15 protein-coding genes and 2 pseudogenes are annotated in these 13,203 nt (G+C 38.3%); 9 read left to right on the forward strand and 8 right to left on the reverse strand.

The features are described 5' to 3' along the window. Positions 1-45 precede the first annotated feature (45 nt). From QN079_RS02555 to QN079_RS02585, 7 genes are all read right to left on the reverse strand, one after another. Positions 46-1,341, reverse strand: a complete 1,296-nt coding sequence (locus QN079_RS02555) for an ISL3-like element ISEfa11 family transposase (RefSeq protein WP_289230370.1) — start codon at positions 1,339-1,341, stop codon at positions 46-48. A gap of 697 nt (positions 1,342-2,038) precedes the next feature. Further along, positions 2,039-2,440, reverse strand: coding sequence for a VOC family protein (locus tag QN079_RS02560; protein WP_118215587.1), 402 nt, complete (start codon positions 2,438-2,440; stop codon positions 2,039-2,041). Between the two features lie 139 nt (positions 2,441-2,579). Further along, positions 2,580-3,089: a GNAT family N-acetyltransferase gene (locus QN079_RS02565; RefSeq protein WP_118215586.1), complete on the reverse strand. Its 510-nt coding sequence runs from the start codon at positions 3,087-3,089 to the stop codon at positions 2,580-2,582. A gap of 123 nt (positions 3,090-3,212) precedes the next feature. Then, positions 3,213-3,521, reverse strand: coding sequence for a hypothetical protein (locus QN079_RS02570; protein ID WP_086294528.1), 309 nt, complete (start codon positions 3,519-3,521; stop codon positions 3,213-3,215). A 174-nt stretch (positions 3,522-3,695) separates the two neighbouring features. Continuing rightward, positions 3,696-3,983, reverse strand: coding sequence for a hypothetical protein (locus tag QN079_RS02575; RefSeq protein ID WP_118215585.1), 288 nt, complete (start codon positions 3,981-3,983; stop codon positions 3,696-3,698). Positions 3,984-4,526: 543 nt separating this feature from the next. After that, positions 4,527-4,967: a hypothetical protein gene (locus tag QN079_RS02580; protein ID WP_118215584.1), complete on the reverse strand. Its 441-nt coding sequence runs from the start codon at positions 4,965-4,967 to the stop codon at positions 4,527-4,529. A 413-nt stretch (positions 4,968-5,380) separates the two neighbouring features. Beyond that, positions 5,381-5,701 (reverse strand): helix-turn-helix domain-containing protein, encoded by a 321-nt coding sequence (locus QN079_RS02585; protein ID WP_015508925.1) that lies wholly within the window; start codon positions 5,699-5,701, stop codon positions 5,381-5,383. A gap of 243 nt (positions 5,702-5,944) precedes the next feature. On the opposite strand from QN079_RS02585, the gene QN079_RS02590 reads away from it, so the two are divergent. The 3 genes from QN079_RS02590 to QN079_RS02600 are packed head-to-tail and all read left to right on the forward strand — an operon-like array spanning position 5,945 to position 9,452. After that, complete coding sequence (locus QN079_RS02590) at positions 5,945-7,129, forward strand: coiled-coil domain-containing protein (RefSeq protein ID WP_118215583.1); 1,185 nt, start codon at positions 5,945-5,947, stop codon at positions 7,127-7,129. A gap of 19 nt (positions 7,130-7,148) precedes the next feature. Beyond that, entirely contained in the window at positions 7,149-8,363 is a 1,215-nt protein-coding gene (locus tag QN079_RS02595; protein ID WP_225582114.1) for a hypothetical protein, read from the forward strand. Between the two features lie 12 nt (positions 8,364-8,375). Then, the gene (locus tag QN079_RS02600; RefSeq protein ID WP_225582115.1) at positions 8,376-9,452 is read left to right on the forward strand and encodes a hypothetical protein; all 1,077 of its coding nucleotides are present in this window, start codon (positions 8,376-8,378) and stop codon (positions 9,450-9,452) included. A gap of 423 nt (positions 9,453-9,875) precedes the next feature. Here QN079_RS02600 and QN079_RS16625 read toward each other — a convergent pair. Then, positions 9,876-10,142: pseudogene (locus QN079_RS16625) on the reverse strand (ImmA/IrrE family metallo-endopeptidase); the annotation flags it as partial. Here QN079_RS16625 and QN079_RS02610 point away from each other — a divergent pair. From QN079_RS02610 to QN079_RS02635, 6 genes and pseudogenes are all read left to right on the forward strand, one after another. After that, the gene (locus QN079_RS02610) at positions 10,117-10,686 is read left to right on the forward strand and encodes an SH3 domain-containing protein (RefSeq protein ID WP_225582117.1); all 570 of its coding nucleotides are present in this window, start codon (positions 10,117-10,119) and stop codon (positions 10,684-10,686) included. The pseudogene QN079_RS16625 and the gene QN079_RS02610 sit on opposite strands and share 26 nt — an antisense overlap. Positions 10,687-11,243: 557 nt before the next feature. Next, a pseudogene (locus tag QN079_RS02615) lies at positions 11,244-11,534 on the forward strand (type I restriction-modification system subunit M N-terminal domain-containing protein); the annotation flags it as partial. A gap of 2 nt (positions 11,535-11,536) precedes the next feature. Continuing rightward, positions 11,537-11,797: a hypothetical protein gene (locus QN079_RS02620; protein ID WP_259332106.1), complete on the forward strand. Its 261-nt coding sequence runs from the start codon at positions 11,537-11,539 to the stop codon at positions 11,795-11,797. 34 nt (positions 11,798-11,831) lie between these two features. Continuing rightward, the gene (locus QN079_RS02625; RefSeq protein WP_086294541.1) at positions 11,832-12,161 is read left to right on the forward strand and encodes an LPXTG cell wall anchor domain-containing protein; all 330 of its coding nucleotides are present in this window, start codon (positions 11,832-11,834) and stop codon (positions 12,159-12,161) included. A 172-nt stretch (positions 12,162-12,333) separates the two neighbouring features. Next, positions 12,334-12,729: a hypothetical protein gene (locus tag QN079_RS02630; protein WP_118215579.1), complete on the forward strand. Its 396-nt coding sequence runs from the start codon at positions 12,334-12,336 to the stop codon at positions 12,727-12,729. A 123-nt stretch (positions 12,730-12,852) separates the two neighbouring features. Next, positions 12,853-13,200: a DUF7006 family protein gene (locus QN079_RS02635; protein ID WP_015508957.1), complete on the forward strand. Its 348-nt coding sequence runs from the start codon at positions 12,853-12,855 to the stop codon at positions 13,198-13,200. Positions 13,201-13,203 lie beyond the last annotated feature (3 nt).

Genomic DNA, 13,203 nt, shown 5'->3' on the forward strand with positions numbered 1-13,203 from the left:
TCAAATCTGGGTCAGAATGAACCACATTCTGGCTCAGATTTTTTGTTATCTTACTTTGATTAATTGATTGATCAAAAAGATTCTAATTCTCATGTTCTCGAATGATTTAAATCCGTAGGATACTCGTTTCATTGTCTTTATGTGGGTATTCTTCGCTTCTATTTTTCCATTGGAATAAGGATAGATCATTGCGTTGGTGATGCCTTCTTCATAGGTCAGAAGGTTTTGAAGCTTTTCCCGAAAGCTGTCATCCAACGTTTCGGGAAGTTCTGCTAATAAGGAGAAAAATAAGTCAGGGTCTTTATCTCGAAAGGCTTCAACTAATTCATGAAAAAAGGGATACGCCTCCTTTAGGGGCGTAGAAAACTCAAGCAATCGATCAATCATCATTGCTTCAGTAAGAAATGGGTATTTTGGTGCTCGGAAACTTTTCCATGTTTTGTACTCATAATGGTTGATGCTTGCACGATTTTTTAGCAAAAAGCGCCAGTTCTTTTTCAGTTTTTCTGCCTGGCTTTTCTGTCCTGCTTTACGAAGTTCATTCATTTCACGGATACGCAACTCATTGAACGCTTGATTCATGTGTTTGACAATATGAAACCGATCAATCACTACTTTCGCATTTGGCAGAACACGTTTGGTGAGTTGGAAGTAGGCGGCGTTCATGTCTGTCACCAAGAATTCTACTTCTTCTGGATTGGTACACTTTAAGAAATAGCTTGTTAATCGAGGTAATTTACGCGTAGGCAAAACATCCATTAATTTTCCTGTTTCGCCATCTGCGCAAATAAAGCTCATTTTATCTTCTATGGAAGCATGCGAACGAAATTCATCAACCATCAATACTCTTGGGAGAATCTTCTTAGATTGCTTTGGTAAATAGCTTTTAAACTCTTTCAATGTACGAATAACGGTGGTCAAAGATACCTGACAGCTTTTCGCAATAAAAGATAAAGATACTTTTTCAGTCAGTAAAGAAGCAATTTTATATCTAACATGATTTGCGATTGAATGTCTGGGTTGGACAAAATAACTTTGAGCCGTCCAATGGGTTCGGCAGTTTTTACAGGTATAGCGCTGCTTTTTTAGGCGCATAACCAAAGGCATATGATTGTATTGTTCAAAACGGACAATCGTTTCCTTCTTCCCATTTTTCACTATAATTGCTTTCCCGTTTCCATCTACCACAGTAGAACCACAACTTCTACAAGCACGAGGAGTAGGCGAGAGAACAGCATCGACGACCAACGTCTTTTTCTTCTGAAGGGTCTCGTAAGAGACCTCTGTAATCATCAAATCTTTCTCTATTATTCTCAGCATTTTTTTGATAGAATCATTCATATAGCATATCGTCCTCTCAGTTGTTTATTTTGTGGTGATTTAATCATACTAGAGAACGATATGTTTTTTAATACCTAAAATGAAAATGGGGCTGAAGAATCAATTCTGATTCATCAGTCCCATAAATTATAGAGCCTTTTTATTTGATAAAAGAAATGTGGAGCAGCACGAAAAAACTGTAAACTCTGTATTGGTGGTCATACAATCACTCCTTTTAAATTCAGTATCAACAAAGGTATCAAACTCAAAAACTTTTTTAAGTAAAAAAGGCAACTCAAGAGTTCCCTTTTTCCGATATATTCTGTTTATTTTTCCTGTCTATGCCATAAGTAGCGAAAGCAGGGAGAAAGAGGACTGCCAAGAATATACCTACCCATTTGAATACTTTAGGAACTTTACTCACTAAAAAACGCCTCCTTGATAACAATGATCATAGACTGAAATAGTTATTAGACGTGTTCAAAAAATAAAGAAAAGACCATTTTTGCAAGAAAGGAACCAGCGACAAAAGCAAGCGCAATCAACAAAATTTTCCAGAGACTTAACCGAGTACTATTCTTTTTCATCTAATCACCTCTAGAAAAAGAATACCAAGATAAATAAATAATATCAAAAGTAAATGGTACTAAATAAACAAACATCCAATTTATTTAAATAAAAAAATGCGTTAAACGAGTAGTAAGCAAAAGGTAGTATGCTAATGCGAGGTCATGATCATCCATGTGATACCATATTTATCTTCAACCATACCATAGAGCGAGGCCCAGAACACTGGTGCAAGGGGATCAATCACTTTTCCGTCTATCGAGAGGCTATTGAAAATAGTAGTAACTTCATCAGCGGATTCTTTTACAAGACAAAAGGAGAAAAAATCATTTGCTGGTCTATTTAGTCTGCCGTCTGTCATCATGATTCTCTGTCCGTCGATGATGATTTCTGAGTCCATAACGAAATCATCAGGTATCTCAGGATCTAAACCTGAATCTACCGGAGCTTCACTCGCATAAACGATGGACTTAATTTGTGCGTCTAACGCCTCTTGATAAAATTTTATTGCATTTTCACAATTTCCTTGAAAACTTATGGCTGGGATAAGCATACAAAAATTCTCCTTTTTATTGATAGTATCATAAAGAAGTTACTCGCTTCTTTCAGTTTTTTCTTAGGAATCGGAAAATTTTGAGTTAGCTATCTGCCAAATAGTCAACTAGAACATAGATGATACGAATCTATATCTATTAAAGAACAAAAAAATAGATTACTTCGCCGTGTTCATCAACGTCTTGAGGAATAAAACCTTGGTTTTGCCAAAATCGCTGATTGTGTTCATTGGAGGCATTTAAAGCGATGTATAGAGCGTTCTTTGCTTTAAGGTAATTCTTTAATTCAGAAACAACGCGGCTACCTACTCCTTGGTTCCTAAAAGGTTTATCGATACAAAAATCGAGAATAAATGCTTTTGAATCTTCTGAGTAGTAGATTTTGTAAGTAGTAAATCCAACATATTCTTGTTGATTACTGTATATGAATACAAATTCCAGCTGAGAATCTCCTTCTGTTGGGGAATTATGAAGATCCATGATTAGTTCGTAGTATTCGGAAGAGCGAAACCAGTCTACGATTTCATCTAATTCAGCACCGCTTTCTGGAAGGTTGGGGAAAATGTCACTTTCTTCATATTGTCTTTTTTTCTCCCAAAACTGGTTAATCTCTGAGTTAGACTTTAACTCTTTGAAATAGAAATCCATGTATATCTCCTTATATTTTTAAGTTAAGTGTACAAAATATCTGATTATTAGTCCATTACCCGACAAAAAAACTGATTGATAACGGTATCAATCAGTAAGGGCGTAAAACGATCGAGGATAGTATTACTTCTCCGCGTTTTCTTTAAAGTAGTCATCAATGTACGCCTTAATTTTTTCAAAGTCTTTAGTCAGAAAAAATTTAGAAGGAACTTTTATGATGGGGAGGTTATTTTCATTATCAAAAGGAGCGAATGGCTCAGGAAGGACCAAGTAATCAACAGTATCTTTATCTCTCAGATAATTGATTGAAACGTCGTAAAACGGTGAAAAATAGTCTTTGAGGCTTGTGTCTCTTTGATAAAGAACACCTGGAGTTAATGGTGTGTAAGATAATCCATTGCTCAAAACTAAGACAAAACAAATTCTTTTCATAAAAAATCACCTTTCCTTTCGACTAGATACTAGCGTCATCTCAACAGTGAAGGATTCGTTATTTATTTGGTAAATCTAATTTAATAAGCAAATGGATAAAAAGTAGTGAGCAATAGAAAAAGGATTCAGTCGTTGGCTAAAAGGGAACCAGCAATCACAAGTTGTTCCTTTACTTTAAAAAACAAGCGATAGGAAAATACCAAGAACAATTATGATTAAGATTTCTAATGCTCCTTCCAGAAATAAATTGTTGTTTTTTAAAAATATCGTTTTCTTTTTATGAGGAAACCAAAATGACTGGTTTGCATAGTCTGGCGGATATACGGAATCTAAAATACCACTGATAAACAGTAATGGAATTGCTTTGAAAATATTGTCATGGAAGGCTAAATAAATATAGTATGTTAACAAAGAAATTTGAGCGATTCGCAGATGTCTTAGGTTGGTAACTGTATAGTTCATCAAATCATCCTTTCGTAAATGATTATCGCATATTGAATGAATCAGTTGAATTAAAATGATAAAATATTTATTTGATGTAAAGCTAAAAATATTAGTGTGCATTATTTACCGATAATTTCTGAATACGCCTGACACAAAAAATACGAATCCTATCAAAATAAGGAATGAATCGTTTTGAAACTGGTAGGGAACATTTTTAAACCGATACCGAAAAAGACTAGCAATAAGGACTAGCATTAACAAACTCTGCTGACCTAACTCGCATTTAGCAGAGGTAGGGGATCTTGAAACAGATACGAATGGATATACACGAGAAGAAATAATCGGCTTTATGAGAACTTTTTTCAAAAAGAATAATGCTGAAAAGCACTTCAACAATTATTGGAAAAGGACTTGATGCATGATCACGAGAAATCTTGAAAGGACAATCCAAACTATAAAGTTTGAGCAAGCTTAGATAGATAGCTTATATACCAAAACAGCCAAACTAAAAAGCTAGAAATCATTCAATGCGATGATTCCTAGCTTTTCCTATTTTCTTAACTACCGACCATTAACCGCTGCTGCAAACACTAGGTAATTGGCAAAATCCCCAATGCGTTTGCGGTGTTGGTTGATGTCTTGTCTTGTGCGCTTTTCTCGGTGTTCTTGCAAAAATAATAAAGAGGTCCATGTTTGGCTATCCCATTGATTCAATTGAAAGACTCGTTCGAGAAAGATAAATTGATCGATAATCGTGTTATGAAGGGTGGTACGCTCTGCATCGATCGCTCGTTTTTCATCTTGTGAAAAACTATGCCACTGTGCCCGGATCGTTGTGTATCGCAGTGCTGCTTGCAAAATACTTTGCCAGGCGTCTTGAAAATCAGTATCAGTGATCGTGCCATTTTTCAAAATTGCTTCGTGGATCGTCTGCATTTCGTCAAAGGTTAAAGCTTCGGGCTGTTCCAAATAGCTCTTGTAAGTTACTTCTGTCTGAGTCATTTAATCACTCCTAAATGTCTTTGTTTTAACTAGTGTACTATAACAAGGAGCGCAGTGCACCCGTCGTTATCGATTGGCGAAACGATTCAGGTGTAAGGCAGGTGCTGGCAGACCGACCGCTATATCTTTATATCCAACCCTTTTTTGCTGACTGTGGTGTTTAGCAAAGTAGCGGTATAGGAGGTTTCTTCGAGAGAAATTCTGATCGAAAAACACACGAATAAAAAAGCATCTTGACGTGACTTGACAGAAGGGTTAAAATTAATTTAACAAAAAATTCTATTAGATTACGAAATTAATTCATCGCCTTGTGAGGTATTTATTTTTAAAATTCAATCAGGTATGATAGCTTTAGCCCCGAGGGTTAAGGCTTTTTTTATTCAAAAAAAAGAATTGGTGGGCAGACCAATTCTTTACGGCTCAGAAAGTTTTACGATCTCTTTTGCGATGGAGGTCAATTTCTCTTTATTGGGTGACTTTTGAATCAAATCAACAATCTTAACTAACTCGGGGTTATCGGATTCGAGTTCTAAAAAACCAAAAAACTGAGCAGGTGTCATCTGTAATCCTTTGATGATTTTCTCAAGTGTATTGAGGGTGATATTGATTTCGTTGCGTTCCACTCGCCCTAAGTAGGTGTCATCAATTTCTGAGGTACGAGAGAGGTCCGCTAGCGTCATCTTTTTGGCGGTACGATAATGACGAATTTGGCTGGCAACCATTTCATTCAGCACAAGAGCCACCTCCTTATAGATTAATCATAGAGGTTACGGATGGAAAAAATCAGATGACAAATGTATTTTTGGTGTGTAAAATAATACATATATGTATTATATAGGGTTGTAAAAGAATAAATAAGCAGTATTTAAAAAACAAATGATGACTCATCTTCTGGAGAGGAGGAGTGGGAAAGGGGATTCTCCGAAACGATCAAGCAAAAGGCAGGAAAAGAAATTTATTAAGAGGAGTTAGGGAAAATGAAAAAGAAACTAGTGATTGGTACAGTGGTTCTCTTGTTGACGGCAGTTGGTGGCTTTGTTTATTGGAATCAGTCGCAAGAAACAGCCCTGCAAGAAACGAAGGCTCAGGCAACGCAACAGTACAACAAAATCAATGAGGCTATCAAAAAGGATGACTATGAAACAGCACGCCAAGAAATCAATGAGCTAGCTGATTTAGGACAGGAGGATCAAGTCCCAAAATACCTAGAACAAGTCGATCTGATGGCTAAAGCCAAAGAGCTGACGGCTGATTTTGAACTGACGAAAGCTGGAAATACATTGGAAAAATTAGGGGAGCAAGAGGATCTATTAGCAGCAATTCACGAAAAACAAGCCGAGTTAACTAGTGAGTTGGCAGAAAAAACGAATGAAATTGCGGAGGTAAAAAAGCGCTTAGACGAAGGGATTGCATTGTCGGAGAAAAAGGATTATCAGGCTGCGAATGATCTTTTAAAGGAGTTAACGGAAATTGAAGCCAAGGGGGAGTATCGCGAGCTGACGACCAAAGCTACCGATCAAATAAATAAGAACCAACAAGCGCTGGAAAAAGCCGAAGCAGAACGAGAAGAAGCCAAAAAAGCTGCTGCGCTAACAGAAGAAGAGGCGTTAGAAATTGTAAAAATGAACTTACCAGATCTCTTTGATTATGGACAGTCTTGGGCAAGTACGGATTCTGACGAAGCAAATACATTTGCTTTCAGTGGAGTGAATAACGGGCCGTTTCGTTCCATTTTAGTGGTCAAGCCAATCAATGATCAGCAAGTTTTTGTGACCGAAACAAGATTATCAAACGGTGGCGAAGACCAAGTGTCAGAATACACCTTTGATCGCATCAATCCAGTTACTCCTATTAGTGAGCCCGTTGCAGAACAAGAGGATCCGCTCAGTTTAGCTCATCCACAAAAGTTTTTCGATGCCTATGCCTCTTTTACCGCAAAAGGAATCAATGTTATGCCAGCAAATCGCGGTACAGCGGTGTACACGGAGGAAATGATTGCTGCTTCAGGCTATAGCGCAGAACGTTTTTATCAACTAGAAGCAGGGATCGATGATTACTTTTGGCATCTCTGGAGTGAGGGAGAACTTTCGGAAGAACAAGTAAAGGAGCTTAGTCTTCAAGCAAAAAACAAACTGCTGAATGGCGATTACGCAGGCTACTAAAGAAATTGGAGGAGAAATGATGAGAAACTATTGGTTGGGGAAACAAAGAAAAGACACCGTCTATGCAGAGAGCAATGATGGCTTATTCATGCAGATCGTGGGGGCAATTTTGCTCTTTGTGTTTTTTGTTTTTGGTAAGGGATTCACTCTGGCTTATGAAAAATTAAAAGTGTACCGTTTATTTCAGCCAAAACTTTTGATACCGTTGGCGTGCCTTTTTATGATCATCAATACGATCGTCGATTGGTTCTTGCATATGAATTGGGTGATGGATCCATCTGGCGCTATGTATTGGACGATTTTAGAAGGCATTCAAATCGCTTGTTTTTGCTTCATCGGATTCGTGTTGTATCTGCCAACAAGAAAAAGCTTACCGATTTTCCTTGTTAGTATAGGCTTACTGTTTGTGACGAGTGTGATCCGACCGTTTTTAGGAAACTTGATTTTTTCGTTTACCCAGCTCTTCTCTATTTTTATCCTTTATCTTTGGGAGTTAGCTTATCAAGAACAATTTTTCCAAAAGCAATCACTGGCGACGATTCAACGTACAGCGATGAGGTTTGAAAAGGAAGAAGAGGAATTTTTAGAGGAGAGAATGCTAGAAGAAGAGAATCCAGCTAAGCTCAAGGTTGGCTTTACTCGATTCATTTGGGTCAATGAATCGTTTTGTCTAACGTTTATTATCCTGTTCCTTTTGAGCGTAGGTCAACTAATCGCGCTGCTAAGCGGCGACAGCTTAAGACCCCTTTTTACTACTACAAATCTTGTCTATATTACTTTCTTATCTCTTTTATTTTATCCCTATGTGATGGGGCTATTCAGTCGGGTCAAGCCATTATTTCTCTTTTTATCAAAAACAGAATTGTCAAAGATTGCAGAATCCTTTGAAGCGCTCAAGCATTCAAATGAAAAAGAAATTTTTTCTTATCGAAAAAATCAGCGTCGCGTGCTAAAGTCCTTCAATAGTGTTCGTTCAATAAGAAAAAATGTCAGAATTGGGAATACCTACCAAGATATCCAAGTAGACGTTCCCGTAGAAGAGCAAAGAGTCGTGAATCAGAGCTATTATGAAAAGGATAACCACCAAAGTATGTTCAAGCTGATCAAACTCGTTGGACAGATGCTGCTGATCCTACCGATTCGTTTGATGCTCTTTTATTTTTCACCAATCATTTTTAGTGTCTTTTTTATTATTACGATGCTAGCTGAAAAAAGTCCAGTGAACGAAAAGTAAGGGGGAGCTATGATGGAAGAATTTGGCGTTTCATTTTTAAACAAAGATGTTGGTACGATGGATCGTAAAGAGCTAGTGAATTATTTGTCAATGTATTTAAGCAATGCCCTAAATTATAAGGAAGTCGTTAAGGCAAAAGAAAGAAAAAAGCAAGCGATTCTAGCAGAGGCGGAGAGTACTCTGCGGGCAACTGAGGAGAACTACAAAAAATATGCATCTTTAGAGCTAAATAAATCACAACGAGAAGTCTGGCCCCAAATCACTGCACTAATGGAAAAGATAGAGCAACAGGAGCCATATCCAGTCAAACGGCTATTGCTGCTAGTAACGGGGATCACTGGCGTCATCTTCATCGCACTCAATTACCTCATAAAAATCTGGGTAGACTTTGAAATGAGGCGCTTTGGTGAAAGAGTGGCGCTATTTGATAGAAGTCCTAAAACAGCAGGGGCATGGTTTCGCATGGATCTCGTTCGGCTGATTTTCAATTGGTGGGAGTCCAACTACGCTGTTGCTTTTATTGTCCTTGTGATTGCAATCTTTCTTTTTATAAAAGTGCGTGAAGGTGCCAAAGTAAAGCGCCTTGAGCAGAAAATAGTAAAATTGAGGGAAGAGGCAGCCGAAGCGGATCAAAAGCGGGTGGCAGGAAGAAACTTAGAGGAAGAATTTGGCTTAGCGGAAAAACGGCAAGAGATTGATGAATGTCGAAATCATGCGCTGGATCAACTAGAGGAATTGACCTTGGTACCGATTACGCAGTCATTGTCTACCCACGATCAATTAAGACCAGTCCTTCCTCCTTCCATGCAAACAGATGATTTGGATACTTTAAAACGCTTAAGCTATATCTACCAGATTCTGGAAGATCAGCGAGCAAGCAGCTGGGAGCATGCCTTTCAGATTCTAAGAGAAGAGGAGCGCCATCAAGAAAACTCAGAACTGATGAAAAAAGGCTTTTTGATGCTCAATGACCGACTAATGGAAGCAGACAATCAGCTGGCAAATTTGAATGCAATGACGGCAAAAAACAATCAGCAAACCAAAGAATTGCTTCATGAGATAAAAAGATTACCGGTCGTGTTTTATTAGAACGAGGGGGTAGCGAGTGTTGGACAGGGAAAACAGGTTGCTACTAGTTCGAACACTATGCAGGAATCCTGACAACAAGCAACGATTCCTTGTTTTTCAGAACGTTCTCCTACTAGACGTCCCTTGTCAGAAAAAGTTTTTTTCCGCAGGCGACGACCATCCCAAAAGGGTAAGAAAAAAATAAAGTGTATCCACTACGTTTGATCGAAAAATCGAGCGTAGTGGGTGCACTTTATTTTCATTTTCTTGCAGCGGAAACGAAAGGCTCTCGCTGCAGTTCAAAAAGCTCCGGCTATTTTTTGCAGTAGTCAAAATCATTAGATAGATAAAATATATTTTGTTAATTATGATGAATAACGTTATAGATGCTAAAAAAAATAGGGGGAAGCTGTTTTGTTTTGATCATCGGTATCGTCGGGTGTTTTATGAAAAAGTATGCTTGCCTTTTAAATCAAAATAGTAGGAAGCCGATTCCTTCACGATCGGTTCAAACTTTAAATCTAAATCGTGGTTTTCTAAAAAATTGATGGCGCTGAAACTATCAAAGTTAAAGTCCGTTTCATGCAAATAGATCTCGACCATCTGTTCAATCATAAATTCTTCGGCTTCTCGTTCCATTTTTGAATGCAAAGAGAATGCTAAGTTGTATAGTTCATAATTATTTTTGTGCTTTGCTGCATGGCCCAGTTCATCTCCTAATCCAAGTTATGTAGTAGAACCATGGAATGTTCAGCAAGTCGTAAGCACCGATGTATTAAATGTACGCGCTGCACAAAATACTCATTCGGCTATTTTACGACAACTAAAGCGAGGGGACACGTTTCAAGCGACTAGAATTACTAGAAATGGGGAAAGCGTGAGTGGCATCACGACATGGTTTGAAGTAGCTGGCAACGGTTGGGTATCAGGGGCTTTGGTTACGCCTGTCAATCATGCAGTCACCGCACCGTCTGCAAATGTTTGGCACAGTCGTTCTGGAACAGTCACAGTGACTGCAAGTGCTGGTATCGATTTAAGAGGAACCTCCGCATCTGACACAACAAACCCAGGAAGTTTAGGGATTTTAGCTCTATTAAGACCTGGACAACAAGTCAAATACGATCGAGTATTGGTGCAACGCAATGGCCATGCCTTTGTTCGTCAACCACGAACAGGTGGCTATGGGTGGCTGGCGATAGGACCGACTAGAGATGGTGTAGTTGTTTCTTATTGGGTTTCTGGGATTAGGGTTTGAAAGCCTTGTTAGACATTTGGCTTTTTTAGTTACAGACTATTCTGGAACGAGCAAGATATAGTGACTAGGGAGGGGACGAAGCAACGAATTTTGCTTTACATCCCCTTTTTTACATAAAAAACTTGGTTTGATAGACATACTTCTTTTCGCTTCTTTTAGTAAATGAACAATTGAAAAGTGTCAATTCCACAATACCTACAAATTTTCTAGGTAGAGCGTAGAAAATAAAAATCAAAACTAATTTAAAATATTTCCGATAAAAGTCTCAATAGTATTCATATGAGAATTTGACTGTTGCACGTTCTATGTTCAAATTCCGACAGAACATCTGGGAAGGCTTTCCTTCTACAATAGAAGAATGCCATCTTAAAAGCTGGAAATACCTTGTGGTAGGTATTTCCAGCCTTTTTTGATGCAGCAATTAATTGAAATTTTTTACTATTATTTTCCCAACATGATGCATCTAAAATTCCAAGAAAATTTAGTGAATGTCGCCTTTTTTAAAGCTATTAGTGATAAAATTAGAGAGTATAACTATTATTAGGAGTGTGCTTATCGTGGGACAAGAACTTAATCAGCGATTATTTAGTGCAGCGGACAATCTTCGCAGCATAATGGACGCATCAGAATATAAAAACTATCTTTTAGGCTTGATTTTTTACAAATATCTTTCAGATAAATTATTACAACAAGTTGTTTTATTAGCAGATGAATCCTTAGAAGAATATAACGAGGTTGAAAAACAGACGAAATTGTATCAAGAGTTACTAGCAGATGAAGATTCAAGGGAAGATTTGTTAGCAACGATTGTGGATACTTTAGGTTATGAAATCGAACCCAATCGTTTGGTGTGATCGCTTCTGTTGCGGGTGTCGATACACCATTGAATATGGATGAAGTAGACTTGTTAAACGTAAATGATATCGAGTTGTTTGAAAACGGCACACCAACCGTAGCAGAAACAGAATTATTTACCCTTGAAGGCAACCAAGGTACGAATGTAGGAACATTTGCGTTCACTGGTGAAGCAACACCGACCGATGCATCAGAAGAATCAAATCCAAGTTTCAAATTGGTCTTGAGCTTTGCGCCGGATGTAGAGGAAGACTAAGAATTGAAATCCCAGTAAAGAAGGGATCTATCGTATGAAAAAACGAAAACGAATCGTTCTTTTCGTCGCTGTGTTACTGACTCTGACTGTCTGGGATCTATCGGAAACCAGCGTCGCAGAGGCGACGACAGGGCAAGTCTCTGTGACTGGTCGAATCGGTGAAACGGTGACGCAAGAGGAAGAAGCAGACGATGACAATAAGAAAACGATCGTAGCAGATGGTTCTCAAATCGGACAAGGAAAATTACCACAAACAGGTTCATCAAACACAAGCAGTTTGATCATTCTTGGGTATGCACTCCTAGTACTGTTTGTCGTCGCAGTAACAAGAAAAAAGAAACACGGTGAAAGCGTCGCTCCTTAACTATAGGCATCGCTAGAAGCGTAAAGGAGAAACTGTGGGGAAAACTTGCAGTTTCTCTTTTTTTGATGAAAGATTTAACAAAAAATGGACCAAAAGAAGAAACAGTACTTAGTGATACCACAAACGCTGCATAAGTGAGGTCAGTGATAGTTTTGAAAGAAGGATACAGAAGATGAAAATCAAGAAAGAAGCGTTTGAAAGAACCATCCTAAATAGTGAATACATCGGGTACTATACCCATCTGCTGAGTGCAGATACTTGCCCGTATCACCAAGGAAAGCAACTCGATACCATGCGTTACTTACTAGAAAACGATCGTATAGAAGAAATAAAAGCCAGTGCTCGCTATTTATTTCCTTTACGTAAATATAAATTACCCAGCAACCTGCAAAAAGAGTATCAATTATTGGAAGAAAGTGTTTCCTTTATCTCAAGCTTAAATACTCATCTGCTGATTCCTCAAGCAGCCATTGAGCAAAGTCTTTCAATCAAGGCAGAAAATGGAGCAAGAGATCAAAAAGAGCATTACAAGCAGCTGGTCAGAGGATTGCTGGATATTCTGCATTGACGCCTGTACCTGGGTGATTTTTCAGCAGCTAGAAAAAATAGTGAATGAATAGCTAGAAGAACAAGCTGGGCTTTAGGAAGAAAATAACGGGGCTTGTTCCCCTCAAAGAAAGGAGTAAAAAGCATGACGGTATTTACTTCAAAAACAGAATACCTTGATGGATTTCAAAAGAAATTTGCGGAGTCACACCGCGCCAATGGCGATTTAGCGGCGTATGTTGAAAAGCAATTGGCCCTCCTTGATGAATTGGTAGCAGCCATTTCACCAGAAACATTTTGGGCGATCACCCCAGATATTCTGGGCATCGACGCCAAACTGGTCTTAGTCACAGAAATGATGCGATTCGACGATTTTTCCGACAATGAGATCATTCGAATCGTTGAAAATGATTACCGCTTTTATCTAAAAGAACTGTGTGGTTACAATCTAGGAACAAAAGCGAAACATTCTCTGGTTTTCAATGTGAGATGAACA

It is taken from the genome of Enterococcus sp. FZMF (assembly GCF_030263915.1).
GTDB lineage: Bacteria > Bacillota > Bacilli > Lactobacillales > Enterococcaceae > Enterococcus_D > Enterococcus_D casseliflavus.

Bases quoted from the DNA above. Each gene is read 5' to 3' on its own strand.
- QN079_RS02600 (WP_225582115.1), top strand. From the start codon at position 8,376: ATGGAAGAATTTGGCGTTTCATTTTTAAACAAAGATGTTGGTACGATG.
- QN079_RS02590 (WP_118215583.1), top strand. From the start codon at position 5,945: ATGAAAAAGAAACTAGTGATTGGTACAGTGGTTCTCTTGTTGACGGCA.
- QN079_RS02580 (WP_118215584.1), bottom strand. From the start codon at position 4,967: ATGACTCAGACAGAAGTAACTTACAAGAGCTATTTGGAACAGCCCGAA.
- QN079_RS02635 (WP_015508957.1), top strand. From the start codon at position 12,853: ATGACGGTATTTACTTCAAAAACAGAATACCTTGATGGATTTCAAAAG.
- QN079_RS02595 (WP_225582114.1), top strand. From the start codon at position 7,149: ATGAGAAACTATTGGTTGGGGAAACAAAGAAAAGACACCGTCTATGCA.
- QN079_RS02575 (WP_118215585.1), bottom strand. From the start codon at position 3,983: ATGAACTATACAGTTACCAACCTAAGACATCTGCGAATCGCTCAAATT.
- QN079_RS02565 (WP_118215586.1), bottom strand. From the start codon at position 3,089: ATGGATTTCTATTTCAAAGAGTTAAAGTCTAACTCAGAGATTAACCAG.
- QN079_RS02625 (WP_086294541.1), top strand. From the start codon at position 11,832: ATGAAAAAACGAAAACGAATCGTTCTTTTCGTCGCTGTGTTACTGACT.
- QN079_RS02570 (WP_086294528.1), bottom strand. From the start codon at position 3,521: ATGAAAAGAATTTGTTTTGTCTTAGTTTTGAGCAATGGATTATCTTAC.
- QN079_RS02555 (WP_289230370.1), bottom strand. From the start codon at position 1,341: ATGAATGATTCTATCAAAAAAATGCTGAGAATAATAGAGAAAGATTTG.
- QN079_RS02560 (WP_118215587.1), bottom strand. From the start codon at position 2,440: ATGCTTATCCCAGCCATAAGTTTTCAAGGAAATTGTGAAAATGCAATA.
- QN079_RS02630 (WP_118215579.1), top strand. From the start codon at position 12,334: ATGAAAATCAAGAAAGAAGCGTTTGAAAGAACCATCCTAAATAGTGAA.